The 25,890-nt window shown below is 63.5% G+C and carries 22 protein-coding genes and 2 pseudogenes; 1 reads left to right on the top strand and 23 read right to left on the bottom strand.

What is annotated here, in order from left to right; genetic code table 11:
* Positions 1-13: 13 nt before the first annotated feature.
* From NUW12_00915 to NUW12_00890, 6 genes are all read right to left on the bottom strand, one after another.
* A complete protein-coding gene (locus tag NUW12_00915) occupies positions 14-1,696 on the bottom strand; it encodes a hypothetical protein (protein ID MCR4401335.1) in 1,683 nt (560 codons plus the stop codon).
* 113 nt (positions 1,697-1,809) lie between these two features.
* The gene (locus NUW12_00910; GenBank protein ID MCR4401334.1) at positions 1,810-2,937 is read right to left on the bottom strand and encodes a DUF362 domain-containing protein; all 1,128 of its coding nucleotides are present in this window, start codon (positions 2,935-2,937) and stop codon (positions 1,810-1,812) included.
* 151 nt (positions 2,938-3,088) lie between these two features.
* Positions 3,089-3,745: a glycerol-3-phosphate acyltransferase gene (locus NUW12_00905; protein MCR4401333.1), complete on the bottom strand. Its 657-nt coding sequence runs from the start codon at positions 3,743-3,745 to the stop codon at positions 3,089-3,091.
* 82 nt (positions 3,746-3,827) lie between these two features.
* The gene (locus NUW12_00900) at positions 3,828-4,913 is read right to left on the bottom strand and encodes a S1 family peptidase (GenBank protein MCR4401332.1); all 1,086 of its coding nucleotides are present in this window, start codon (positions 4,911-4,913) and stop codon (positions 3,828-3,830) included.
* Between the two features lie 58 nt (positions 4,914-4,971).
* Complete coding sequence (locus NUW12_00895) at positions 4,972-6,066, bottom strand: S8 family peptidase (GenBank protein MCR4401331.1); 1,095 nt, start codon at positions 6,064-6,066, stop codon at positions 4,972-4,974.
* Between the two features lie 959 nt (positions 6,067-7,025).
* Positions 7,026-7,460 carry a hypothetical protein gene (locus NUW12_00890; GenBank protein MCR4401330.1) on the bottom strand — a complete coding sequence of 145 codons (435 nt, stop codon included), beginning with the start codon at positions 7,458-7,460 and terminating at the stop codon, positions 7,026-7,028.
* A gap of 193 nt (positions 7,461-7,653) precedes the next feature.
* On the opposite strand from NUW12_00890, the gene NUW12_00885 reads away from it, so the two are divergent.
* Positions 7,654-8,391 (top strand): hypothetical protein, encoded by a 738-nt coding sequence (locus NUW12_00885; GenBank protein MCR4401329.1) that lies wholly within the window; start codon positions 7,654-7,656, stop codon positions 8,389-8,391.
* A 170-nt stretch (positions 8,392-8,561) separates the two neighbouring features.
* Here the strand turns inward: NUW12_00885 and sucD are convergent, their stop codons facing one another.
* From sucD to NUW12_00800, 17 genes and pseudogenes are all read right to left on the bottom strand, one after another.
* Positions 8,562-9,440 carry a succinate--CoA ligase subunit alpha gene (gene sucD / locus NUW12_00880; GenBank protein MCR4401328.1) on the bottom strand — a complete coding sequence of 293 codons (879 nt, stop codon included), beginning with the start codon at positions 9,438-9,440 and terminating at the stop codon, positions 8,562-8,564.
* The gene (gene sucC, locus NUW12_00875) at positions 9,440-10,582 is read right to left on the bottom strand and encodes an ADP-forming succinate--CoA ligase subunit beta (GenBank protein MCR4401327.1); all 1,143 of its coding nucleotides are present in this window, start codon (positions 10,580-10,582) and stop codon (positions 9,440-9,442) included. Before sucC ends, sucD begins: the two co-directional genes overlap by 1 nt.
* The gene (locus NUW12_00870; protein MCR4401326.1) at positions 10,579-11,127 is read right to left on the bottom strand and encodes a 2-oxoacid:acceptor oxidoreductase family protein; all 549 of its coding nucleotides are present in this window, start codon (positions 11,125-11,127) and stop codon (positions 10,579-10,581) included. Before NUW12_00870 ends, sucC begins: the two co-directional genes overlap by 4 nt.
* Entirely contained in the window at positions 11,120-11,953 is an 834-nt protein-coding gene (locus tag NUW12_00865; GenBank protein MCR4401325.1) for a 2-oxoacid:ferredoxin oxidoreductase subunit beta, read from the bottom strand. Before NUW12_00865 ends, NUW12_00870 begins: the two co-directional genes overlap by 8 nt.
* A gap of 8 nt (positions 11,954-11,961) precedes the next feature.
* Positions 11,962-13,098, bottom strand: coding sequence for a 2-oxoacid:acceptor oxidoreductase subunit alpha (locus NUW12_00860; GenBank protein ID MCR4401324.1), 1,137 nt, complete (start codon positions 13,096-13,098; stop codon positions 11,962-11,964).
* Positions 13,091-13,375 (bottom strand): 4Fe-4S binding protein, encoded by a 285-nt coding sequence (locus NUW12_00855; GenBank protein ID MCR4401323.1) that lies wholly within the window; start codon positions 13,373-13,375, stop codon positions 13,091-13,093. Before NUW12_00855 ends, NUW12_00860 begins: the two co-directional genes overlap by 8 nt.
* A 116-nt stretch (positions 13,376-13,491) precedes the next feature.
* Positions 13,492-15,105, bottom strand: coding sequence for an FAD-binding protein (locus NUW12_00850; protein ID MCR4401322.1), 1,614 nt, complete (start codon positions 15,103-15,105; stop codon positions 13,492-13,494).
* A 32-nt stretch (positions 15,106-15,137) separates the two neighbouring features.
* A complete protein-coding gene (locus NUW12_00845) occupies positions 15,138-15,824 on the bottom strand; it encodes a 4Fe-4S dicluster domain-containing protein (protein ID MCR4401321.1) in 687 nt (228 codons plus the stop codon).
* Positions 15,825-15,850: 26 nt separating this feature from the next.
* Positions 15,851-16,933 (bottom strand): 4Fe-4S dicluster domain-containing protein, encoded by a 1,083-nt coding sequence (locus NUW12_00840; protein ID MCR4401320.1) that lies wholly within the window; start codon positions 16,931-16,933, stop codon positions 15,851-15,853.
* A 35-nt stretch (positions 16,934-16,968) separates the two neighbouring features.
* Positions 16,969-17,400: a hydrogenase iron-sulfur subunit gene (locus NUW12_00835; GenBank protein ID MCR4401319.1), complete on the bottom strand. Its 432-nt coding sequence runs from the start codon at positions 17,398-17,400 to the stop codon at positions 16,969-16,971.
* A gap of 40 nt (positions 17,401-17,440) precedes the next feature.
* Entirely contained in the window at positions 17,441-17,659 is a 219-nt protein-coding gene (locus NUW12_00830; protein MCR4401318.1) for a 4Fe-4S dicluster domain-containing protein, read from the bottom strand.
* A 129-nt stretch (positions 17,660-17,788) separates the two neighbouring features.
* Positions 17,789-18,793, bottom strand: a pseudogene (locus NUW12_00825) (FAD-dependent oxidoreductase).
* Positions 18,794-19,441: 648 nt separating this feature from the next.
* Positions 19,442-20,683, bottom strand: a pseudogene (locus tag NUW12_00820) (FAD-dependent oxidoreductase).
* Between the two features lie 132 nt (positions 20,684-20,815).
* A complete protein-coding gene (locus tag NUW12_00815; GenBank protein ID MCR4401317.1) occupies positions 20,816-22,762 on the bottom strand; it encodes a CoB--CoM heterodisulfide reductase iron-sulfur subunit A family protein in 1,947 nt (648 codons plus the stop codon).
* Complete coding sequence (locus NUW12_00810) at positions 22,759-23,655, bottom strand: CoB--CoM heterodisulfide reductase iron-sulfur subunit B family protein (protein ID MCR4401316.1); 897 nt, start codon at positions 23,653-23,655, stop codon at positions 22,759-22,761. The genes NUW12_00815 and NUW12_00810 overlap by 4 nt, the downstream gene beginning before the upstream one ends.
* A 256-nt stretch (positions 23,656-23,911) precedes the next feature.
* Entirely contained in the window at positions 23,912-24,310 is a 399-nt protein-coding gene (locus NUW12_00805) for a 4Fe-4S dicluster domain-containing protein (GenBank protein ID MCR4401315.1), read from the bottom strand.
* A 149-nt stretch (positions 24,311-24,459) separates the two neighbouring features.
* The gene (locus NUW12_00800) at positions 24,460-25,797 is read right to left on the bottom strand and encodes an NADP-dependent malic enzyme (protein MCR4401314.1); all 1,338 of its coding nucleotides are present in this window, start codon (positions 25,795-25,797) and stop codon (positions 24,460-24,462) included.
* Positions 25,798-25,890: the final 93 nt, after the last annotated feature.

Genomic DNA, 25,890 nt, shown 5'->3' with positions numbered 1-25,890 from the left:
GCGTGGGCCTGCGTCACGGCCTCCCAACAAGGCCGCCGAGTTCCTCCATGCAATCCAGGACTCCCGCGATGGGGATCTCCACCCATGTGGGACGGTTCCAGAGCTCGTATCTCACCTCGTAGAGGGCTTTCTCCAGCTTGAAAGACGTGAGCAACAGCCTGAAGTCTTTGTCGTCCCCCGGCACGAGGTCCGGGGCGTCGCGCCGTATTCTCTGCAGGTAGCCCGCGAGGAACGCCGCTGCCGCTCGTCTGCCCCAAGCCCTCGCCCTCTGAAAGAGCGCATGCTCGATCTCCCCTCTTCCGGCGTGCGCCGGCGCGGCAGACGCACCTCCGCCATATTCCGACCGGTTCCCCTCAGGTGCTAGGACCGCCGAGTAGGCCACATAATCGAACGACCTCTGCATCCCCGCCACGTCCCGCAAGGGGCTCGCTCTCAGTCTCCTCTCCTCGGAAGGGCGCAAAGGCTCCCCTTCGAAGTCTATCACGACGAAGTCCTCGCCGCAGTTCCTAGCTTCCCCAGCAATCACCAGGAACTGGCCGAGGTGCAGGTCGCCGTGGATTCGGATCTTCTTGCCCAGGTCTCGACCGGATTCGAGGCCGCGGCACGCCCGCTTCACTAGCGCGATGAGGTCGTCTGCGCGTCGCGCCGCGTCGCGGATCATCCCGGTATACGGCTGTTCGTAGCGTCCCTCGGCCTGCCGGAGTGCTTTCATGGACTCACTCACCGACCCGCCCAGACTTTGCTCAAGGGCAAGGACGTCGCGGGAGTCCATGTCCACAGGACGAAACGCGTCATCACCCACGCGAGCGGAAGCGCAGTGAAGCTCGGCAGTTATCTCACCGAGGCGGGCCGCACTCCGATCCTTGCCACCTTCCCCCTCTGCCTCCCCGCCGCGAACGAAGGCGGCAGCGTCGGCGAGGAATCTTCGCCACGCTTCACCATGGTTTGGCACGAATTGCTGCACCAAGAAGATGGGGAAGGACGCCCCGTCGCGCGTCCTGTACACCGCGTAGCCAGCTGTCGCGGGCATGTGGCCGAAACCCGCTTTGGTCAACCCCACGCTCATCTCGAGGTCCGGGGACGCGCCCCGGACCATCCTGCGGTAGACCTTCATGATCCATGTGGAGTCCACGGCAACGAGCGTGTTCGTGGAAGTTCCCGGCAGCTTCGTCGCTGCGCGCACCGCACCCGGCGCGCCGGGACCGGCGCCGCGAAACTCGAACGCGCCTTCCGCAGTGGCCACTACGGTCCCTTGTCTGACACCTTCCAACGCCGCCCTCGCAAACATGGCGGTATCAGCGGCGTCGTACACGAGCGCCTCGTAGCCTGGACCCCTTATCTGGGCGAGCGGCTCGCTCCCCGTCTCCACGCCTCGCATCGCGACGACCAAAGGCACATTGTAGAGGTCCGAACGCTCCTTCTCCTCGCCTCGCGCGTGAAAGACGACTTCGATCACTGTGAGGACGCACAACGCTGACTCGTCTCCAGCGAGCGTCCCGAGATCGCGCACCTTTACCTGGCTGATGGGGATGTCTTTGCGCTGAAGCCACCTTGCGCCCGCAAGCCATTCGGGAGCGACGCTCTCTACAACGGTATAGAGGTCTATCGCGACATCCCCAAAGTTTCTTTCCGTCACGTAAACGCCTGGCACTCTCTCGTCCTCCATGAACGCCCCGCCGGGCCTTCGAGCACTCATCGCACACGTCGTGGCCTCATGCACCGCAAGACGCGGGGCATCCTTCCGACCACGCTTAGTATGTCCGGGGCGAGGGCGATCCGGGCGCGGGACACGCGCCGAGATCGCTGGAATCAGACCATCGCCACGTGCACAAGCGCGTAATCCCGCGTCCCGAGCCCAATCCGCTCGCCGTGCCTCAGCTGCACGGTCCAGTCCACATCCGGATACAGGGCTGCGAACTTGTCCGCGTGAGGACCGGCTTCATCGGAGCGATCAACGGCCGACCCTGGGAGAACCGTCGCCCGGTTGACCAAATCGACCGAGGCTGCATCCACGGCAACGGGGTCGCACGAAGCCAGGATGCCGACGCTCGGCACGATGGGGACATCGTTCCACGCGTAGCAGTCGCACTGGGGCGAGACGTTCATCACGAAGTTCATGAAGCCGCACTTGCCCGCCTTGGTTTTTACGACCCCGAGCGCATACTCGGCCATCTTTTCCTGGAGGCTTCCCTCCTCGCCTTCCTCCCACTGCACCTTGATGGCTCTGTTGTTGCACGTTATCGTACACTCAGCGCAGCCGATGCAGCGCTCCGGATCTATGTGTGCCCTTCTATCATCGCCCACCGAAAGAGCCCCGGCGGGACACCACCTGACGCACCTGCCGCACCCGGTGCACTTCTCGAGACGCACCGCTGGCTTGAGGTTCGAGTGTTGCTCCTGCTTGCCACCGCGGCTCGCGGAACCCATGCCGACGTTCTTGATGGCCCCCCCGAAGCCCGTGGCCTCGTGGCCTTTGAAATGCGAGAGGGCTATCATGGCGTCTGCCTGGGCGATAGCAGCCCCTATGCGGACTTCTTTGAGGCGCACGCCGTCGATGGGCACTTTCACGTGCTCATGGCCTGTCAAGCCGTCGGCTACGATGAAAGGTGCCCCCACGGTCGCGTACGTGAACCCGTTCTCCAACGCGGATATGGTGTGGTCCACGGCGTTCGATCGTCTGCCGACGTACAGGGTATTCGAGTCGGTAAGGAACGGGCGTGCGCCCGCGGCCTTTATCTTGTCGACGACCCTCCTGACGAGCGGCGGCGGGATGAACGCGATGTTGCCCGGCTCTCCTACGTGCAGCTTTATCGCGACGAGATCGTCCTTTCCGAAGAGTTGCGCAAACCCCGCAGCGTCGAACAACAGACCGACCTTGTCCACCAAAGAAAGGCCGCTCTTCGTCCTCATGTTCGTGACGTATACCCTGCTTGCCACCTTGCTCCTCCTTTGCTGCAAACTCAACGGGAGCGGCGCCCGTGTGCCACGGCCTTCGTCGCTCCCGAGTTTGGGCCTTCAGCGCCCCCGAGTCTGCCGTCGCGTGCGACCCGTTGGGAATGGGCACGTCCGGACGGGCGGCACGTGGGCATCAGCACGCCGCGATGCTCTCGGGCTTCTTACCGTATCTCAACCACGCGAGCACCTGCTTCGCACCGAGGAGAACGCCCATGCCAAACCCAAACCCGAAGTACGCCCAGGACTGCTCGTATACTCCCAGGAACACCGGCAGCGACATGCAACCGAACAGGGAGCTCGCGTACTTGTGTCTCGTGAGGACGTAGGAGGCGCCCCACAGGGCGAGCAGATAGAACACGGACGCCGCCGAGAGCACTAACAAGCTGCCAATGCACGTCGCCAGGCCTCCTCCTCCGTGGAACCCGAGCCAGATCGGCCAGTTGTGCCCGACGACAGCCAGAAGGCCGGCTGCGAATGTCATCCAGTACAACTCGGGAGCCGTGGCTCTCGCGATGAGCACGGCCAAGACTCCCTTGCCGCAGTCACCTACGGCGGCGATGAGGCCGGGAATGAGGCCTGCGGACTTAAGCACGTTTGTCGTGCCGACGTTCCTCGATCCCACCTTCCTCACATCGGTCCTCTTGAAAACCATCGCGGACAGGTAAGAGAAGGGGATCGACCCTATCAGATAGCTCAGGACAGCAATGGCGACCGCCTTCACGACCCGTTCACCTCCGGGACCGGCGTGTGCCCTCGACCGATCCCACGTCATGTTCTCGTTTTTCGTCACCTGACTTGGTTTTCCTGCTTTGCTAGCCGCTCCTCCGCGTCTCGCTGAGTTGTTCCGTGCCGATCCGATCCGCCTTGGTTCCTCAGCTCGGGCGCTCAATCGTTACGGCCAGCGCGTCCAAGACGTTCGTGATCCTGTTGTAAAGCGTCGCCTTGTCAGAGCCGGCGAAGAGGAGTCCCACCGCTCGCATGTCGGCGTCCACCAGGACCGAGCCGGAGTCTCCTCCTTCGCCCATCGGACCGGTCACTATCTGGTCTCGGAAAGTCGCGGTCACATTGCCCGTGTACACAACCCTCGTGGTAGTGTCGACCGAGGTTATCTCGCCCGCGGTCACACCGGTGGTCCGGCCGCTCTTCCTCACCGCCATGCCAAGTTCGGGATCGGCAGCTCCCCGCAGCTCGCCGAGCCCGAGGATGGCCGGTTCGACGGAGCTCCGGTGGAGCGGACGGGCCAATGCGGCATCCACGGTGTTCACGGCCATGGTAGAGTACCTGGTCACCATCTCCACCCTGGCCGCGACGCCCGTAACCCGCAGCCAGTTGTTGAGGAGCCTTTCGGCTGCCTTCGAGGCAAGGCATGCAGGCACCCTCCCTGACATGTGGATCGGAACAAACCTGTCGAGAACGGCGATCTGATCTCGGTCGACAGTCCCCCCGTCAGCCGCGCCGGGCTGGACGATGGGGTCGCCCAGCTTCGCTCTGCCGTCCCGACCAGAGGTGGCGTTGGCGAGCACGTGGTTGCAGGACAGGATGAAAGGCTCCCCAGTCTTCCTGTCCCACACTATCGCCCCCAGCGTGCCCGCGGTCACTTGATAGTGACCAATGCTGACGCCAGGCCGAGCAGGGCGAATCCGCGCCCCTCTGCGGGGCCTTTCAGTCCAGGTCGGTGTGTCGACCGGTTCATCGCCTGCGCCTTCAGCGCCTCCTTCAAGGAACCGTATCTCCCCGACCTCCACGACGTCGGTGGGAACCCCATGCACCTCGGCGGGAGCCATTGCCTGAGTCTCGAGAACTCCCCTCGGTAGTTTCTTCTTCACGAGCACGACAATACACTCAGTGGAGCCACGGATGCCGGCGGTAACCTTGTATCCGCGGCCCACGCCTACCACGTTCGGTAGACCCAAAAGCTGCCATGTTGCGTCCTCAAGGACGCGGGACACTTGGGCCACAGCGGATCACCTCGTCACACACAGGAGTACTCCGGGTGAGAATCCCCGGGTGGAACAGTCAGGGCGACAGACGAACACGAGCGACCGCCTCCAGGGCGTTCACTATGCCCGATCCTTGCTGGTCAGGGGCAAACCCTGGCAGCCGGGTGGCTGTCTTGCACAGAATGTCCCGGACAGCGTCCCTGTCGAGGCCTGGCGAGGCCGAGAGGATCAGCGCGGCGATTCCGGCGACATGAGGGCAAGCCATGGACGTGCCGGCCAAGGTCTTGTACCCGCCGTCCCTGTGCGTCGAGAAGATATCTTCACCGGGCGCGGCGACCGCCACCTGTTCGCCGGAGTTGCTGAACGAAGCCACGCGGTCGTCACGGGTTGATGCGGCCACGGCGATCACATTGGGATCACGGGCTGGGTACAGCACGTGATCACGCTTGCCGTCGTTGCCCGCGGCCGCGACCATCACGATGCCTGCACGAGCAGCCTGTTCGATGGCGATGGTCAGGGCCTTGCTGGAATCGGGGGTTCCGAAGCTCATGTTGATGACCTGCATACGGTTGGTAATACACCACTCCACGCCCTGCACTATGTCAGACACCTGACCCTGGCCCCGAGAATCGAAAGCCTTCACGGAGTAAAGCCGTGCCTCGGGCGCCACCCCCACGACCCCGATATCGTTGTCCAGTGCCGCGATGGTTCCGGCCACGTGCGTGCCGTGGCCGTTGTCGTCGGCTATGGTCGTCGTCTCGTTGATGCAGTCGAACCCGCCGTCGACATTCGGTTTGAGGTCAGGGTGGTCGGCGTCTATGCCCGTGTCGAGCACGGCCACGCGCACTCCCCTTCCGGTGGCGCGGCTCCAGGCCTCGGGAGCCCGCACCTTCGTGATCCCCCAGGGCACAACCTGTTGACGCGGCTTGGGACGCGGTCCCGGACCGAACAAGCAAGCACTCGTAACAGAGACGACGAAATCGTCCTCCACCCACGCCACCTCGCCTGAGCGTGAAAGGAGGCTCATGGCCGTCGCTTCCTCGGGAAAGACGCACGCTGCGCCGTTCACTATTGGCAGTCGCTTCTTGAGCCTTCCCCCGCACTCCTCGACCAGGGAGCGGACCTTTTCGGGTTCCACGCCCGGCCTAAACAAGACGATTTTCCGGACCACCCTTGATCTGGTCCTCCCCGCTCCGCGGCGCGATTTGCGCGCGAGGATAGCAAGTGCCATAAGGTAGGCGGCATAAGTCGGGAGCATGTGCCTGGTCCTCCTCTACGGCGGATTTCAGCGACGCTAAATGATATTCCTGAAGGCAAGGGTCGGTGAGTGGAGGGCCCCCCCCCGGGGGAAGAGCCGCCAAGAGGCCTCTCGTCAACGCAGAAGGGCCCCGGCCGTCGAGGCCGAAGGCCCTTCTGCGAGGAGGCTGTGAGTTGGCAAGCAGGTCATGGTTTCCTAGCACGGATCGAGACGAGCGCCGCGGATAGAGAGATGAGCTCCGGGAGTAACAGAACGAACAGGAGAATGACGATCCACCAGTGTTCGAGTTGTTGGACCACGGTCCGCTCCCCCCGTTTCCCAGACTTCACCCAGCCCGCAGCAAGCGTTACGCGCCCTTGCCCCAAGAAAAGAGCGGGAGGAAGACCAAGAAGAGCGGGATGAGCAGGACGAAGAGCAGTATGATTATCCACCAGAACTCGATCTCCTGGGTCATGGGGAGACCTCCTTTCCTCGTGTGTCACGAGGTCTCGCGCGGCCTTCCCATGGAGACCCCAAGTCGCTTCCCTGGTCAGGCCGCCCGACGATCACTTTGCCGTCCCTCACTTCATGCAGCCATGTGCGGGATCAGGCCTTCTTGCTCCACGGCCAGATTGGGAAGAAGATCAAGAATATCGGGATGAGCAAGACGAATAGCAGTATGATTATCCACCAGAATTGGACCTCTTGCGTCACCGGTCATACCCCCCTTTGCTTTCGTTCGCGTGCACTTTCACGAGACCCACCCTGCCTCACCGGACTCGTCATGCCACTTTGCCGCAGGCAACCTCGTTCGTCGGTGCCTACCTCGCTACTATCATATGGGGTGCCGTGTTGGTTGGTTCCCCGCGCGCTCTCGCTCGGTCTCCGTGTATCTAGCCGCTCCCTCGTTGGCTCGGATCGGGTGGGACATCCTTGCTTTCCTCGCTCGATTGGCGTGACAAGGCATCCGTGATTCCTGGAGGCACGCCTTTCCCACTCATTTCAGTCACCACTTGGAGAGCTACCCCGAGGAGCTGGCGCCGGGCCTCCTCTGGCATCGACGACAAGAAACCTTGCGCGATCTTGGCGAGCTCCGCAGGGTCTAGCAGCTGACCGTCTGAAAAGCCCATCCCGCCGAGCAGGCCCTTCACCTTTTCCTGCCTATCGGGGGAGATGCCCGCCTCGCGCAGCACCCCTGCCAGCGACGTTCCTCCGTTCTGCTGCAGAGTCTCGCGGATTTTCGATCTGAGTTCCTCCAACTCGTCCGCCATGGGCGTCGTGTCCCACCTTCCCGGCTTGCGGCTTCCCGCGCACCGCAGTATCCGCACAGGGCCACCGCCCGGTGCTGATAGATCGTATTCCGAAGGGCAGGGTTTGGTGAGGCGTGACAGGCGATAGCCGTCGGCGCGCTCCCTCTTCCGGATGGCGCGTGCCCCGCACAGTCTTCATGAAAGGTCATATAATGTAATGCCGACCGATAAGAAACCTGGTGGGCACAGATAGGGAGCGGGGTGGTTCTCCATGGAGGTACAAGATACCAAGGATTCCCGTCGAGAGATGCCGACGCTACAGGAGGTCGTCGCCCAGCAGAGCCTTGTCTTGCAGCGTCTCGAACGAACCCTGAGACGCCTCGAGGAGTCGCACGACAAGATATCGTCTAGGCTCGACGCCATAGAGAACGCCCGGCCCGGGAACGGCACGGCGGAAACGCCTGCCGCAGCCGAGAGAGGACGCTACGGGGCCATGGGCGGCTTCGTGGGGCCCGGCACCGGAAATCGGGAGGTCCTCCGCGAGCGGGTCTCCCGCCTCCACCGCAACCCGGCTGCCTCCCAGGCGTCGGGCGGGAACGCTCCATCCTCCGATTCGGATGGATCCGCGCACGGCGGCAACGGACCAGACAAGGCCTCGCAGATGTCAGATGCGCAGGCATCGCAGCCTAACCTGCTGTCCCGCGCGAAGGTGGCACTACGCGGGGTCATCGCGGACGGGACGGTGAACGCCACTCTCAACAGGGTTCAGTCTTCCCTCAAACTCGCTGACGAGGCCACGGGGGCTCTAGCGGAGATCAGCGCCCTAGTCAAGGCCTCGTTGACCGAAGAGCCCGGTCTCCAGGGTTCCGAAGTGCCGCCAGTGCCAGCCGGTTCCCTCAGTCTTCTGCTAGAGCTGGCAAAGACGCCGCAGTTCCAGAGGTTCGTCGCAAGTATGCTCGCCCAGTTCCTCAAGGATCCAGTACCGGATGTGCCTGCGTCTACTGTCTAGCCGGCCGGGCCCAAGAGGCGACGCATCCGATTCTTCTTCCCGCTTGGTTCGAAGGCGAGCCGTCTCAACCTGGCATCGCCACCGCCACGTCGCGATCGAGGGGCGGACGCCTCATCGGCGGCCCACCCCGCGATCGCGCCTTTGTCCGCGCAGCGAGTGCTTTTCGAGCCTCACCGGCCCAACGCCTTCGCCACCAGATCCGCGATGTCCGCGATGCTATCGGCGACAGGCACCCCTGCTTCACGGAACGCCCTCACCTTCGATTCGGCTGTTCCCATGCTGCCAGACACTATGGCGCCCGCGTGCCCCATGCGTTTCCCAGGCGGCGCAGTGCGCCCAGATACGAACGCCACCACGGGTTTGCTCACGTTGTCCTTGATGAACGCCGCCGCGTCCTCCTCGTCTTGGCCTCCGATCTCGCCGATGAGCACCACCACCCTGGTCTCGGGATCGCGCTCGAATTCGGCAAGGCAGTCAACGAAGTTCGTCCCGATTATGGGGTCACCTCCGACCCCGATGCACGTGGACTGGCCTATCCCCTTCGACGTGAGCAGGTTCACTACCTCATACGTGAGGGTTCCGCTCCTGGAGATGAGGCCAACGGGCCCAGGAGTGAAAATGTTGCCGGGCATGATGCCGACGAGCGCCTTGCCACACGTCACGAGGCCCGGGCAGTTCGGGCCTATGATCCTCCCCTTTAACGCCTGAGCCTTGGCAGCGTCGAGGACGCTCATTACGTCCAGGGTGGGAATGCCCTCGGTGATGCACACGACCGTCTCGATCCCTGCGGCAAGGGCCTCAGACGCGGCATCCGCGGCCGCTGAAGCCGGCACGAATATGCACGATGTGTTGGCGCCCGTCTCTTTCACGGCTTCGAGCACAGTATCGTACACGGGAACGCCGTCTACGTCAGTGCCTCCCCGCCCCGGAGTCATCCCCGCGACCACGTTCGTCCCGTACTCCTTCATTCGTCCCGCGTGAAACCGTCCTTCCCTGCCCGTGATCCCCTGCACCACGAGCCTCGTGTGTTCTCCCACGAAAATACCCATCAGCTCACCCCCCTCGCGGCAAGCGCCACCACATGTCTCGCGGCATCCGCCATGCCCTCGGCGGCCACTACAGAAGTCCCGCGCAAGAGCTCTCTTCCTTCTTCTGCCCTAGTGCCGGCGAGCCGCACGACGATCGGCACGCGCACGCCCACGGACTCCGCCGCCGCAAGGAGACCGGAAGCTACCTCATCGCACCGCGTGATGCCTCCGAACACGTTGATCAGAATGGCCCTCACTCGGCCATCCATCAGGATGAGTTCGAGTGCGTTCTTCACCACGTCGGCTCTCGCGCCACCGCCTATGTCGAGGAAGTCCGCAGCGCGGCCTCCTTCCGCATTGATGGCGTCAAGCGTCGCCATGACGAGCCCGGCTCCGTTTCCTATGACGCCGATGTTTCCGTCCAGCTTGACATAGGTCAGGCCGCGCCTGTACGCCTCTTGCTCCAGCGGGTCGTCGCTGTCTCCCCCAGTCAGCGCTTGGTACTCGGGGTGACGTGAAAGGGAGTTGTCGTCGACGGTGATCTTGGCGTCCGCGGCAATCACCCGCCCGTCATCAGCCAGCATGAGCGGGTTGATCTCCGCAAGCGAAGCATCCTCCCTTATGAAGAGCCGAAAGAGATTGGCTATCATCGCCCCCGCCTGGCCCAACGCCTTTCTCTCGAACCCCGCCGAGAGCGCGAGCGACCTCGCTTGCCACGGTTCGAATCCGTCCCGTGGGCTGACCCAGACCTTGGCGATCCTTTCGGGCGTTCGCGCGGCGACGTCCTCTATATCCACCCCGCCCTCGCTGCTCGCCATGACCACGATAGAACGCCGCGCACGATCCACGGTCATTCCCGCGTAGTATTCGCGGGTAGCGTTAACAGCTTCTTCCACGAGCACTCTCGTGACCGTAAGACCCTTGATGCTCATTCCGAGAATCCTCGACGCTTGGCGTCTGGTCTCGTCCGGTGTGGCGGCGACCGCGATGCCACCTGCCTTGCCCCTACCCCCCACATGGACCTGGGCTTTGACGGCCACCGCGCACCCCAGCCTCGCGGCGATCTCGCCCGCCTCGTCCGGCGTGCTGGCAACCTCGCCGCGGGGCGTCCGTATCCCGTAGCGCCTCATCATGTCCTTTGCCTGGAATTCATGGAGTTTCATGTCGAACCCGAAGCCTCCCTCGCCCACTTCATCCCGAGTCTGAACGCCTTCAGGTTCAGGTCCTCCGTCCCCTTGGGAACCCGCTCTCTCACGGCGTGCTCTGCCGCCTCTGGCGTCACAAGATCCGCTAGTCCCACGAGCGCGCCGAGAGCCACCATGTTCGCGGTCACCTGACGACCCGCGTCACGCCTCGCGATTTCCGTGATAGGTAGGCGCACGACGTTCGCCGCCTCGAGATCCGGCACGGTCCTCACGTTGGTCCCGTCCACCACGAGCATCCCGCCGGCCTTCACATGACGCGCGTACTTGTTGCACGCTTCCTGAGACATCACGAGGACGACGTCTGGAGCCACCACTTTGGGGTAGTCGATGGCCTCATCGGAGATGATGACCTCAGCGCGACTCGCCCCGCCACGAGCCTCCGGTCCGTACGACTGCGTCTGAACCACCTCGTGACCGTCGCGAATAGCGGCTTCCGCAAGGATTATGCCCGCGAGGATCAGCCCCTGCCCACCACTTCCCGAGAGCCTGACCTCCTTACGCATCCCGCTCAGCCTCCTCCTTCTGCGCCGTCTCCATGAGACCAGCGTACCTCCGGCAGTACTCCTGCCTGGTCCTCACGCCAAGCTCACCTATCCTGAACTTGCCTGCAAGTTCCTCCGCGGACATCTTGGATGCAGCGGCCACGGACACGGCGTGCTCCTTTTGCCATTTCAGCATGTCTACCGCCGACCTCAACTTGTTGCGCCGTCCATAGTACGTTGGGCACTGCGTGATGGCCTCCACGAACGAGAACCCCTCGGTCGCTATGGCCCTCGCAATCAGCTTCGACAGAAGGAGGGCATGGTAAGCGGTGCCTCGGGCGACGTAGCTCGCGCCCGCCGCGTACACGAGGTCGCACAGGTCGAAGGGCTCCTCTATGTTGCCGTATGGCGCCGTGCTAGCAAGACTCCCAGTTGGAGTCATGGGCGAGTATTGTCCGCTAGTCATCCCGTAAATGCTGTTGTTGAAGCACACCGTAGTTATGCCGATGTTGCGTCGCGCCGCGTGTATGAGGTGGTTCCCGCCTATGGCGGCGGCGTCACCATCACCTGTGAGCACGATCACCTTCAGCTCTGGCTTGGCCATTTTGATCCCGGTTGCGAAAGCGATGGCCCTTCCGTGCGTCGTGTGAAGCGTGTTGAAATCCAGATATCCCGGTGCACGTGAGGCACACCCTATCCCGGAAACCACACATACCTTGTCCTTGTCGAGGCCGTTCGAATCTATCGCCCTCAACACGGCGCCAAGCACTATCCCGTGCCCGCACCCCGGACACCATATGTGCGGCATCTTGCTCGTCCTCAGGTAGTGAGTCACAGGCGTAGCCATGGTAGATCTCACACCTCCCGCAGTTTCGCCAGGATCTCGTCGGGCGTGATGGGTTCAGCGTCCACGCGGGAAAGGCCCACGACTTCGGCACGGCCCGCCGATGACCTTTCGACCTCCAGCACCAGCTGGCCCATGTTCATCTCGGGGACGACTATTGCTCGCACCCGCTCAGCCACCTTACGCACGTGTTCCTCGGGGAACGGCCAGAGCGTTCTCGCCTTGACGAGTCCCGCCTTCAGACCTTGGGCTCGCGCGTCGCGGACAGCCTTGGCTGCGGCTCTAGCGGTCACACCGTACGCAAACACCGCTACCTCGGCGTCGTTCACGAGGAACTCGTCCACGAACGTGACGTGGGGGGCCGCCCTCCTCATCTTCGCGTCCAGGCGGCGCGCAAGGGCGTCCACCTCGGAAGCCTTGGTGGTAGGGAAGCCCGTCTCGTCGTGAGTCAGGCCAGTGACGTGGTATCTGTATCCCGAGCCGAAATCCGCGATGGCGGGAACCAGGTCTTCGCCCGCCGCGTAAGGGAGGTACTCGTCCGGGGCGACCTGAGGCCTGGGCCGTTCCACGATCCTGATCGCGCTTGCTTCGGGGACCACGACCTTCTCACGCATGTGAGCGATAACCTCGTCCATCAGGAAGACCACAGGTATCCGCCAGCGCTCCGATATGTTGAACGCCTCGATTATCAACGAGAAAGTCTCCGCGACGGAAGACGGACACAACACCACTATCGGATGATCCCCGTGGGTCCCCCAGCGCGCCTGCATCACGTCGCCCTGCGCCGGCGCTGTGGGCACCCCCGTGCTCGGTCCCACTCTTTGGACGTTCACTATGACGCACGGCACCTCGGTATACGATGCGAATCCTATCCCCTCTTGCTTCAGGGAGAACCCCGGTCCGCTCGTCGCGGTCATGGACTTCGCCCCCGCGAGCGACGCTCCTATGATCGCTGATATGCTCGCGATCTCATCCTCCATCTGAATGAACTTCCCGCCCACTTTCGGAAGGAGCAGCGCGAGCTCCTCAGCGATCTCAGTGGACGGCGTTATGGGGTAGCCCGCGAAGAACCGTAGACCCGCGGCGATGGCTCCTTCCGCGCAGGCCTCGTTACCCTGCATCAAACGCGCGCCGGCACTGCTAAGCATCAGCGTCACCTCCCTGCCCGCGTATCGACGCCCCTTTGCGGGGCGCCGGGATCACGACGATCGCTAGGTCAGGGCACATGATCTCGCACAGCCCGCAACGTGTACACTTTTCGGGGTGCGCAACCTGCGCCTTTCCCCCTTCAGGTCTAGTCAGTACCTCCTTGGGACAGAAGGCCACGCAGATGTCGCACCCCTTACACCACTTTGAGTTGATCTCCACCGGCACCTCGGACCGCCGTTCATCTAGGGCCGGCCCCGCCCCATTGCTTCCAGGCATCGTCACCCGCCCCTTCTTTGCGCGATGCGCAGGTTTAGTGCTTCAACGACAACTCGTGCGACCCTGAGACCCCACACCCCGCGGCCTCTCCCCTCGACTCAACAGTGCTACAAGTGCTACAGCACCGCGGGGTTGGCACCCGGCTTGGCTTCGTGACGGGCATAGGGCGGAAGGATCATGGGCGACACCCTGTCTCTTCCGATGCCCGCCTCATCGAGCTCTTTGTGATAGCGCCTCACGTGCTCGAGAGTGAGCTTTCCAGGCTTGACGCCTCGTGCCCGCTCTGATGCGGCAAGACCGGCCCGTCTCCCGAAAACCACCACATCGAGCAGGGAATTCCCCATGAGGCGATTTCGTCCATGGACGCCTCCCGAGGTCTCACCCGCCACAAACAAGTTCTCCACACATGTGCTCGTATCCTCCGATATCTCAACTCCGCCGTTCTGATAGTGAAGAGTCGGGTACACGAGAATGGGCTCCTTCCTCATGTCTATCCCGAAACGTTTGTACTGGCGGAACATGGCCGGAAGGGTCCTGAGTATCGTGCCCTCTCCATGGATGTGCTCTATCATGGGCGAGTCCAGCCACACTCCGTGCTGCCCCGTCTCCGTGACCACGCCCGCCCTCCGTTCGTGGCACTCGCGGAGAATGGCGCTCGAAACCGCGTCTCTCGTCTCTAGAGGGAACACGAACTGCTCCCCACGGGCGTTCACCAGCTGCGCGCCCACGCCCCGGACCTTCTCGGTGATGAGGAGGCCGACGATCTGCTCCGGGTACGCGGCCCCTGTTGGGTGAAACTGCGTCGCGTCGAGGAAGATGAGGTTCGCCCCAATTCGGTAGGCCATGACGAGACCGTCCGCGGTAGCTCCGTAGTGGTTCGTGGTAGGGAACCCCGCCACGTGAAGCCTTCCGAACCCGCCCGTCGCTAAGACGACCGTCTTGGCGCGCACGATGAAGAACTCCCTCGTCTCGAGGTTCATGAGAACGGCCCCCGTGCACCTCCCCTCGCCGTCTGACAGAAGCTCGATCGCGGGCGAAAACTCGATGACGGGGATCGGCTTGTTCCGCACCTCGTCTCTTAGAGTCCTCATGATCTCCGCCCCGGTGTAGTCGCGCGCGGCGTGCATGCGTTTGCGCGACGTGCCTCCACCGTGCTGGGTGATCATGGTTCCGTCTTGCTCCTTGTCGAACATGCACCCAAGATCCTCCAGCCACTTTATCACGAGCGGCGCGTCTTCAACGAGCGCCCTCACGAGGTTGGGTTTGTTCACGAAGCCGCCGCCGCCGATGACGTCGAGATAGTGGATCATCGGAGAGTCGTTGGGCTTGTCGGCTGCCTGGATGCCGCCTTGTGCCATCATTGTGTTGGCGTCACCCAGTCTGAGCTTGGTGACTTGAAGGACGTTCGCGCCCGCAGAGTGCGCCATCAAAGACGCAGAGGAGCCCGCCCCTCCCCCTCCCACCACCAGCACATCCACATCGTAGTCGATCCGGTCAATGGTGAAGGTATCAGGATCGAGCCTGCTCCTTGCCTCGAGCACGTTGACGAGCTCGTGGGGCATCATCGAACCGCGAGAGGGCCCCACCTTCACCGCGCGCATGGTGTCCGGCCGGAAGTCCGGGTGGAACCTCCGAAGAATGTCCTGCTTCTCAGCGGGGCTCAGGCGCGGGTGCCTCTCAGTATACCGCTTCTCGCGCGACGCTTCCACGAGACGCATGGACTCCATCATCTGCGGAGTGTAAGCCACCTTTTCCATCCCTCCTACTCCGGTTCGATGTCTCGTTCGTTGTAGAGCCTTTCGAGCTCGGCTCGGTCGAGCCTCGTCAACTCCGCGAGGGCCGCGTCGAACTTGCCGTCGAGGATCTCCTGAACCCTCACGGCGAGGTGTTCGGCTCTCTTGGCGACATGCCTTGCGTACAACCTCCGAGCGAGGATCGCTATGTTGTACTGCACGGTCTCCGCAGGACAGCGCGCAGCGCACAGGCCGCACATCAAGCAGTCGAAGGACATGTCCGCGGTGCGCGCGATGTCGCCACGCATGGCCGCAGCCATGTAGTTCATCACATCCAGCTCCTGCGGGCACACCTTCGTGCAAGTATTGCAGCCGAGACACCTCGATAGCTCGGGGTACAGTTTTAGGAGATCACCCAGGGTCGGGCGCGTCTTTTCCACATCGTACACGGCCTTGTTCGCAGGGAAGACAGGAATCTGGGTGAGGTACATTCCCTCCTCGACTATCGTCTGGCAGGCGAGGCCGACCTTTATCCGATAGTCGCCTGGCATGCGGTACACTGTGCCACACGCACCACAGAACCCCCCGCGACAGCCGCAGCCGCGGACGAACTGGTAGCCGGCGTATTCCATCGCTTTCATGATGGTGAGCCCCTTCGGCACGTCGTACGCCTTGCCCATTATGAAAACCCTGACCATCTCCTGTGCCACGAACATCACCTCCTGCCGGTGCCGCCCCCGAACTACCTCGGCTCGAGTTCGTCCTCCCTGAACGTCGTGAAGGGCAGCTCCTCTTCCAGGCTCCTGCCGGGGACGTACCCGAAGAGCGCCTGCGTGCGTCTGGAAGCCATCGCGAACAGGTGGAAGAGCGGCAGACGGGCAGGGCACGCCTGCTCGCACTGCCCGCACGCCACGCACGAGAGCGACATGTGGTTCATCCTGGTCAAGTGGTAGAGAATCGTCTCGGAGGGCACCTTCAGTGCACCTTTCCTCTCAGCCCTTCTTACGAACTGGCCGAGCTCGCCCTCGAACGTGTCCGTGTCGAAGATGCACTCCCTGCAGTAGCACACCGGACACGCGACGCGGCAGTTGTGGCAGCCCGTACATGCTCCGAGCTCTCTCGCGAAAGCCTCGATTCCCGAGACCTCTCTAGCCGCAAGGAAGGCATCGTACGCGCTTTGGCGTTCCTGGACCAACCCGCGGACCGCCTCGCTGCGTTTGCGCCCGGCGTCCTCGCCGCACGCCAAGCCGAGTTCGTCTACGACCGCAGCCACATCAGGGTCAAGACGATCGTGAACCGACACGAGCACGCCGTCTCGTTCGTCCAGACCAATGAAGCCGAGCACGATGCCAGGCAGGGCGTCTTCGAGAGGAGTAGGATTGAGACACACTCGGCACGCTTCCCTCAACGCGAGGCCTTCGACGCTCCCGTGTGCGTCCCGATACGCTACGGGGTCATACGTCCCTGTGCAGTCGACGCATATGGAGACGACGTTCTCCGGGGCAGCCTGTCTCACCTTGATGAGCTCCACGAGGGCCCGGCTCTCGCACGGCCGCAAGACGGCCCCGACCCTGCCCGAAGGCCGCTTGCGCACGACTTCCGACACCACCTGCGAAGCGTTCGAGGGCATGACCGGCGAGAGCGGCCGAGCCCAACGTTCCACGAAACGCGGGTCCTTCGCGAGAACGTGCGTCGTTACTCCCGGCGCGACTTCTGCCAGAACCACCATCGCGTCAACAGCCCCGGTTTCGAGAAGTCTGGCAAGGAAGCTCGACAGCGCCTTCTCTCTCCCCTCTTGTTCCACCGCGATTAGAAGGTTCTTCATGGCTACACCTCGCTGCTGCACGCGGCAGGGACGCGCTATGTGATCCACAGCGCGCGCGCAGGATTGGGTCCAAGCGACCTCAGCGCGTCTGTCATGTCGCGCACGGTCCTCGCGAAGAGCGCGCCCTCGCTCGCGCTGATGAACCTGAACCAGACCCGCCGGCTGTCTATCTCGAACTCGTCCAGGATCGCGGAGAGAACCGCCAGGCGCCGCCTGGCCTTGTAGTTCCCACTCACGTAATGACAGTCACCGGGATGGCATCCGCCGACGAGGACTCCATCCGCCCCGTCCAGGAGGGCTTTGATAATGTACATCGGATCCACCGAACCCGAGCACATGACGCGAAGCGGCAGCACGTTGGGCGGGTACTGAATCCTGGACACACCTGCGAGGTCAGCGCCCGTGTATGTACACCAGTTACACAGGAACGCTACGATTCTCGGCTCGAACTCCTCACCAGCGCTCATCGCAGCTCCCCTCCCTTCGTCCTCGCTACATCGACGGCGCCTATCCGCCCAGCGCCGCGTCTAGAGCAGACATGACGCGCTCCGTCTCGAACCCGGCATGCGAAGCCGCGCCCGACGGGCACGCCGCCTGGCACGCCCCACACCCTCGGCAGAGGAATTCGTCCACCACGGCTCGCCTCGTCTCTTCATCGAGAGACCGCGCGCCGTGAGCGCACACGGCTACGCACACGCCGCACCCCGAGCAGCGCCTCGCGCGCACGCGCGACACGTTCCCGACCGTGCGCTCCTCCCTTGAGGCAAGGCACACGCCCGCGCGCGCCGCTGCGGCCTCCGCTGAGACGAGCGCATCGCTCAAGAACCCGGGTGCCCTCGCAAGTCCGCAGACGTACACCCCTGGCACGCATGTATCCACGGGTTGGACCTTGACGTTGGCCTCGGTCAGGAAACCGTGGCCATCGACCGGCACCCCGAGGGCCATCGCGAGATCGCGGTCGGCCGCGCCCACCGCCCCCGTTGACAGGACTACGAGGTCCGCAGGAATGATGATGGTCTCTCCCAGGATGTCGTCGAGGACTTCGACGGCGAGGGCGCTGCCGCCCGGCTCGTCGCCATCATTGACCACCCTGGGCGGGGCGTCGTCATGGTGCCTTACGAACACCACTCCCATCTCGCGCGCCCGTTCATAGAAAGCCTCCCACGCACCCGGCACCCGGACATCGCGATGCAACACGTAAACCTCGACATCCGGGCGCTCCTCCTTGAGCCTGATAGCGTTCTTGATGGCCTGAGAGCAACAAACCTGGCTGCAGTACGGCCTCGTTTCATCGCGAGATCCCGCGCATTGTATCATCACAACGCTCCGGATCGCGCCCGGGATATCCAACGAAGGCCAGAGACGGGCCTCGAGCTCCGTTTGGGTCAAGACGCGCGCGCCGTCGGGAGGCGGAAGGCTCGCAGGGCCAGGGGCCTCGCGCCCCCCTGTGGCCACGACCACCGCGCCGCACGCGATCGCCGCTCCGCCCTCTTCCGCGCAACCGCCTCGACCGCCTCGAAAGCCGCTGCCTTCACCGGTGCAGCGAAGGTCGTCTGCAAGCCTTTCAGGCTCCGCACCACCCGAGTCGCGGTTGCGGACGATGGACACACTGAACCCTCCATCTCGCCTGTGAACCGACGCGACCCGCGATGACGTGTGAACGGTGATGCGGTTGTCGGAGCGGACACGCTCCTCGAGTTTCTCGAGGAGCTCTCGAACGTCTGTCCCGTCAAGCGTCCGGGCTAAGGCCCGAGCCCTGCCCCCGAGAATCTCGTCCTTCTCCACAAGGTGAACGTGGTGGCCCAGGTCGGCAAGGCAAGCAGCAGCGTGCATCCCGGCCGGCCCTCCGCCGATCACCACCGCCCCCGCCGGCACCGGTCTGGCTCGTTCCACGAGCACAGTTGCCATCCGAACGCTGGCAACTGCCATCGCCACGAGATCGCGCGCCTTTCGCTCAGCCTTGCCAGGGTGGTCGTGCACCCACCCGCACTGCTCGCGGATGTTCGCTACCTCGACCATCCCGTGCTCCACGCCGGCTTGCGAGAGCCTGCCACCTATGAGGTCCTGGACCCGCCTAGGCGAGCATGCGGCTACTACCACGCGGTTGACCCGGTGGGACGCAGCTTCCCTCGCCAGAGCTTCCACGCCTTCTCGCTTGCACACGGGAGGAATCCCTTTCACCACGACCACGTCAGGCATCGGCTCTCCCGACAACACATGGACGAGGCGCGCGGGGTCTACGCTCCCCAAGGACGCCTCGCACTCGCAAACGAACACCCCGACTCGCGTCTCACCAGCCGCGGACGCCGGCGCCACCTGTGTCGCAGTCGAAACCTGGTTCTGCACCGTGGCCTCTGAACCCAGGTCCGCGGCCCTCCCCCCGCCCGGTCGATCTGTCTGCTCTCCCGCGTCGAGTCGGAGCGCGGGCCACTCATCCCAGTCAGCCTCGGGTCCAACCGCCCTAAGCGCCTGGAGCGCGCACGCTCCCGACCACAGGACTGACGTGGGGATGTCCTGGGGCCCGGCCGCCCCTCCGCAAACGTACACCCCTGGTCGGGACGTCGTCACCCGTGAGCGCCCTTGAGATAGCGGCCTCACGAACCCGAACTCGTCCCGCTCGAGCCCGAGCACGGCTCCGATGCTGATGAGGCTCCCTGCGGGTACAAAGCCGTTCGAAAGCACCACGAGGTCAAAGCTATCGCGCCTTACCACACCGCCGGACTCCGCGCGCACCTCGAGAGCGCCTTCGTTGTCCTCGACGCTAGACACCCTGCAGTTCTCAAACTCGACGCCGAGGGCCTTTGCGCGGACGTAGTACTCCTCGTACCCCTTGCCAAGAGCCCTCACATCCGTATAGAAAACCTTCACCGACGCCTCGGGCACCAGCGTCTTCGCAATGATCGCCTCTTTGACGGCGTACATGCAACAAACCGAAGAGCAGTACGGGCTCGCCCTCGACCTGTCACGCGAGCCCACGCACTGGATGAAGGCGATCCTGTCGGGCCTCGCCCCATCGCCCGGTCTGAGGAGACCCTCATTGCTCAGGAGAGCGGCTGCCGAGACCCTCTCGAACTCCAAGCCAGTCATGACATTCTTCGACAAACCGTACATGTATTCCGGACGTACGCTGGGATCACACATGGCAGCTCCGGAACACACGATGATGGCTCCAACCGCAAGAGTGGTCTCGGTTCCCTCGGCAGCAAGGTTTATGGCGCCCCTGGGACACGCCCTGGCGCACTCCCCACACCTTGTGCAAGCCTCCTCGTCCACAGCGTACCCTCCGAGGACGGCGCGACCGCCCGGTCGAACAATCGCCTTGCGGTCATCGAGTCCGAGGTGACGCGGCAGCCTGACCTCCACTGGACAGGCTCTCTCGCACTCGCCGCATCCGTCGCAGAGGGCGCTCTTCACGAATTCCGGGCGAGTGCTGACCCGCACTCGGAAGTCCCCTATGTCACCCAAGACCTCTTCCACTAGGCTGTTGACCATGAGCGTGACACGGGGATGCCTCGCGACCTCGATCACCGGACAGTAGGCCGGGTTCTTCGTGGACATGTGGCAGATCCCGCAGCTATGGGTCGGGAATGTCTTGTCGAGGAGGTTCCAGAGCCCGCCCACCGTGGCGGACGAGTCCACCAGGTACACATGCACGCCTGCCTCCGCCAGGATGAGCGAGGCGTGCATCCCAGCCACGCCGCCTCCGACTACCAGCACGGACCCTCTCGAACGCGCTTCAGCTGGCACCATCCCTAAAATCACACCTCATCCCAAGCTGTGTCGTCATAGCCATTGCCGCGCAAGCCGCGACGGCAGCCCCGCAGGACAAATCCGACCGCTCTGACCGCTCCGAGCAGCTTTCCGCCTCCTCGTGTGCGCGGTCTAGCCCATCACTGCATCGATCATCGACAACACCTGGGATCTCGTCATGTTCTTCTGTCTCGTGGCACCATTCGGGCACGCCACGACGCAGGCGCCACACCCCTCGCACAGCACGTCATTCACCGTCGCCACGCGCCGTGTCGGGTCAAGCGTTCGGGCCTCGTACGCGCATGCTTTCACACAGATCCCGCACCCGCTGCACAGTTCCTCATCTACGGCGGCCACAGTCGGCGAATGGGAGAGCCTCTCTGCGGAGAAGAGCGCGAGCACCTTCGCTGCCGCGGAACCCGCTTGAGTCACCGTGTCGGGAATGTCCTTCGGCGCCTGGGCGCACCCCGCGATGTAGATGCCGCGCGTCAGGCTCTCCACCGGGCGCAGCTTGGGGTGAGCCTCGGACAAGAACCCGAATTGGTCCACGGCGGTCTTGAGGAGCTGAGCGAGGTCTTTCGCCCCACTCGAGGGCACGATGGCCGTAGCGAGAACCACCATATCCGCGCGGACCTCCACCTTCTTGCCGGAGAGAGTGTCCACCCCGAGCACCGCAAGGCCGTCGCCATCCTGGAACACCCGCGCCACCCGGCCTCTCAGGTACAGCACGCCCTCGTCCATGGCTTGCTGCACGAACTCCTCGTAACCCTTACCGCCTGCGCGCACGTCCATGTAGAACACGTAAGGCTGGCCGTCAGGCACTTTGTGCTTGTATAGCCGAGCATGCTTGGCCGTGTACATGCAGCATATCTTCGAACAATAGGGGTACCCGTTCTCTTGATCCCGGGATCCCACGCACTGAATGAACACCACTTCTTTAGGAACCTTGCCGTCGGACGGACGCCTTATCTCGCCCTGCGTGGGACCGGACGCGGAGTTGAGTCGCTCGAACTCGAGCCCGTCGATGACATCAGGGTACACACCGTAACCGTACTCCCCCACCTTCGCCTTTGGATGGAGGTCATATCCCGTAGCAACCACGATCGCGCCGACCTGTTCTTCGACAAGCGAGTCCCTTTGCCCGAAGTCGATTGCCCCGGCCGGGCAGGCCCTCTCGCACACTCCGCACTTGCCCTTCGTGAAATGCCTGCACGCTTCGGCGCTGATCACAGGCTTGTGGGGCACCGCCTGCGGAAAGGCGATGGCAATGGCGGGCTCCTGGGAAAGACCTCTCTCGAAGACGGACGGCTTCTTGGATGGGCACTTCTCCGTGCACAGGCCGCAGCCGGTACAGACATCCCAGTTCACATAAGTCGCCTTCCTGCGGATCTTCACGGAGAAATTCCCCACGTACCCTGAGACCGATTCGATGTCGCTGTTCGTGAGGAGTTTGATCCGAGGGTGTCTTCCCACCTCTGATGTCTTCGGCGTGAGTATACACTGCGAGCAATCGAGGGTCGGGAACGTCTCCGAAAGCTGAGCCATGTGGCCTCCGATGTGCGCCTGCCGTTCCACCAGCACGACCTCGTGGCCCGCCTCTGCGATGTCGAGAGCGGCCTGCATTCCGGCGATCCCCGCCCCTATGACGAGGGCGCGCCTCGTCAGAGGAACGGATAGAGCCGAGAGCTCTTCGTCGCCTCGAGCCTTTTCCACAGCCGCTCGGACGAGCTCCAAGGCCTTGCTCGTGGCCTTGCCGGGTTCATCTTGATGAGGCCAGCTGCATTGCTCGCGGATGTTCGCGATCTCGCACCTGTACGGATTCACCCCGGCGCTTGCCGCCACCGACTGGAACGTGGCCTCGTGCATAGCCGGCGAACACGCCGCAACGACCACGCTGTCCAGGCGCTCCCTCCTGATGGTGTCCTTGATGAGCTGTTGGCCCGGATCGGAGCACATGTATCGATAGTCAAGGGCGCACGCAACCCCCGGATAACTCGAGATTACCCGGACGACCTCCGGCACGTCCACGACTCCGCCGATGTTCAGACCGCACCAGCACACGAACACACCCGTCCTCATGCCGTAGCCTCACTTCCCATGGCCCCGACGGACCGCAGGAGCGGCCCTGGAGAGATCATCTGGTCCTCAAAGCCCAAGACATCCTCTGAAAGACCGAGGGCGACGGCTAGAAGCTGAGTGAAGTAGATCACGGGGACCCCTGCTCCGGCCAGGCCGTGAGGTCTTCCCTGCGAGACCTCGAGATTGTACTGGCACAGGGGGCAGCTCGTCACGATGACCTGGGCGCCCCTTGTCTTCGCCGACTCCACCACAAGCCTGCTCGGCTCCAAAGCGGCCTGTCCGGGCTCAAGCGCTACGTAGCTACCGCAACACTCTATCTTGTACGGATGGTCAACGACCTTGCATCCCAGAGCGGCGAGGAAATCCTCAAGGATGTGGGGCGACTCCGGGTCGTCGAATTCGAGCTCGTCGGCGGGTCTCAACAGCAGGCAGCCGTAGTAGGGCGCGGCCGCGAGGCCGCCGAGGGGCACCTTCGCGCGCTTCGCAATCTCGTCGAACCCGACGTCATCACGGAGCACCTCTAGCAGATGCGCGACCTCGACATCTCCACCGTAATCCTCCTCTATGAAAGCGTTCACCTTGAAGCGGCGGTCGGCGTCCGTACGCATCACGTGGTTCGTTCGCTTGAGCACATTGTAACAGGCGGAGCACAGGGTCACGAGTCGTCCGCCCATCTTTCTGGCGGACGCAAGGGTCCGAGCTGGGGACACGAGCGGAAACGCGTTATCCACCTGCAGCGGAAATGTCGCCCCGCAGCACTGCCAATTCGGCAGCTCTTCGAGATGAACGCCGAGCGCACGCGCTGAAGCGAGAGCCGACGACTCGAAGCCTTTGGCCCTTACCCGCAGCGTGCATCCTGGAAAATACACGTAGCCCATCTCGCCTGGCCGCAAGTCGTGCCCGCCCCGGGGTCGCGCCGTCGGGCTGCGTCCTTGCGGCGACCCTCCTCCCTTTCTCCCCGCCCCCGCGTCCGGCCAGGAAAGCCCATAGTGCAGCCACATTCGCGGCTGTGGCAAGCGCGGCTGTGGCAAGCCACGTCTCACCGCGATCGGCGGTCTCGGCTCGAGCCTGCGCGGCATCCGAGGCCAAGCCCAGGCGGAAACACCGCCCGACTGGCTCAACTCAGGCTCCCCGCCGCCGCGACGCAGGTCACGTGTACTTCCGGAGACCGGCCACGAAAACTTGCTCCGGAGCGTTCTCGAAGACATCCGACGGGAGGCGCGAGAGGTCGAGATGCCGCCCACCCGAACGCAGGAGCGTCACCCTGAGCGCTTCCATGACGTGCGGCAGGCTCACGCCCCTCGGACACCGCGCACTACATGCTAGGCACGAGGCACACAGCCAAATCGTTCGGGACGCGAGCGCGTCATCAATCTGCCCGAGCTGCACGAGTCTAATCACCTGGTGAGGGAGGAGATCCATCATCGCCCCCATCGCGCAGCCGGCGGAGCACTTGCCGCACTGGTAACACGCAGCGACGTCCTCCCCGCTGATGTCAAGCAGCTTGCGTCTGCTATCGCCCCTTATCACATCGCGCGTGAGCCTCAAAGCAGATCTCTCCCTCGCCCGGCGATGCCGGCACCAAGCTCTACCGCTGACAGCTTGAAGCCGGCTCTGAGCCGCTCCCGAGCTGGCACGAGGATGCTAGTTTCCGCAAGCGTGCGTCACGCCAAGCGCGTCTGGCGGCGCCCGCGAGCCTACCCCCTTGCCGCTTTCGGGATGATCCCCTTCTCCATCAGCAGCCTGGCGGTCTCCCGCGACCGTGAGATCATGGCCTCGGCGTTCTTGTACAATTCATCCCAAGTCAGGGTGATCCGCGCGACCCCCTGCTCGATGGCTTTCGTCCCCACGGCGGCCGCCTCTCTGGGGTACACCTCCCATTCATCCATGGTGGGGATGATGTACTCGCGCGAGAGCCCCCTGTCCTCCGCGCACCTTGCGAGCTCCAGCGCAGCGGCAAGGCACATCTCGTCGGTGATGGTCTTCGCCCTGACGTCGAGGGTGCCCCTGAAGATCGCCGGGAAGCCGAGGGAGTTGTTAACCTGATTGGGGAAGTCCGACCGTCCGGTTGCCACGACGGCTGCCCCAGCTTCCGTCGCATCCCATGGCCACATCTCCGGCACCGGGTTCGCGCACACAAACACTATGGGATCCTTCGCCATCGATTTCACCCACTCTGGGTGTATGACGTCGGGGCCAGGCTTCGAGAGGGCGATCACCACGTCCGCTCCGCGCATGGCGTCGGGTATCTGTCCTTCAACGCACCGCTCGTTGGTCCGCTGCGCCAGCTCCCACTTCTCCTTGTGGGTCCTCGCAAGTTCGGTTCGGCCCTTGTGGAGGGTGCCCTTGGTATCGCACATCACGATTCTCCCCGGGTCCGCGCCTGCCGCGATTATGAGCCACGCCGTGCGGATGTTGGCGGCACCCGCCCCTATCATGGCGATATCGACCTTGCTGATGTCCTTTCCCACGAGCTTGAGAGCGTTTACAAGGCCCGCGACGGTCACGGCCGCCGTTCCTTGCTGGTCGTCATGCCATACGGGAATCTCCGCTTCTTCGCGCAGCCGCTCGAGCACATAGAAGCACTTGGGCTGCTCTATGTCCTCCAGGTTCACTCCGCCGAAAGACGGCTGTATCCACTTCACCGCGGATATTATCTCATCAGGGTCCTTGGTCCCAAGGCATATCGGGAACGCGTCCACTCCACCCAGGTACTTGAAGAGCAGAGCCTTGCCCTCCATCACGGGCAAGCCAGCTTCAGGCCCGATGTCGCCCAATCCCAAGACCCTCGTGCCGTCCGACACCACCGCCACGGTGTTCCATTTGTTCGTGTAGGAGTAAACGAGCTCCCTGTTCTGAGCGATCTCCTTGCAGGGAGCCGCAACGCCCGGCGAGTACCACACGGCGAAGTCCTGAAAGTCACGAATCTCACACTTGGGAACCGTCTCGATCTTGCCCCGGTAGAACGGGTGGAGTTTGAGGGCGTCCTCCGCGGGCTTCTTCGCCCTGGCAACAAGATCTTCTTTCCGGCCCATGCTTACCGCTACCTCCTTCTCTCGTATCGGCACTAGTCTCGCCCGCTGGGCGGACCCGGATGCTCCGACCGTAACCAGCAGGATCGCTAGCCG

The organism is Bacillota bacterium (genome assembly GCA_024653485.1).
Classification (GTDB): domain Bacteria; phylum Bacillota; class SHA-98; order UBA4971; family UBA4971; genus UBA6256.
This window is presented reverse-complemented; position numbering and strand designations above follow the sequence as displayed.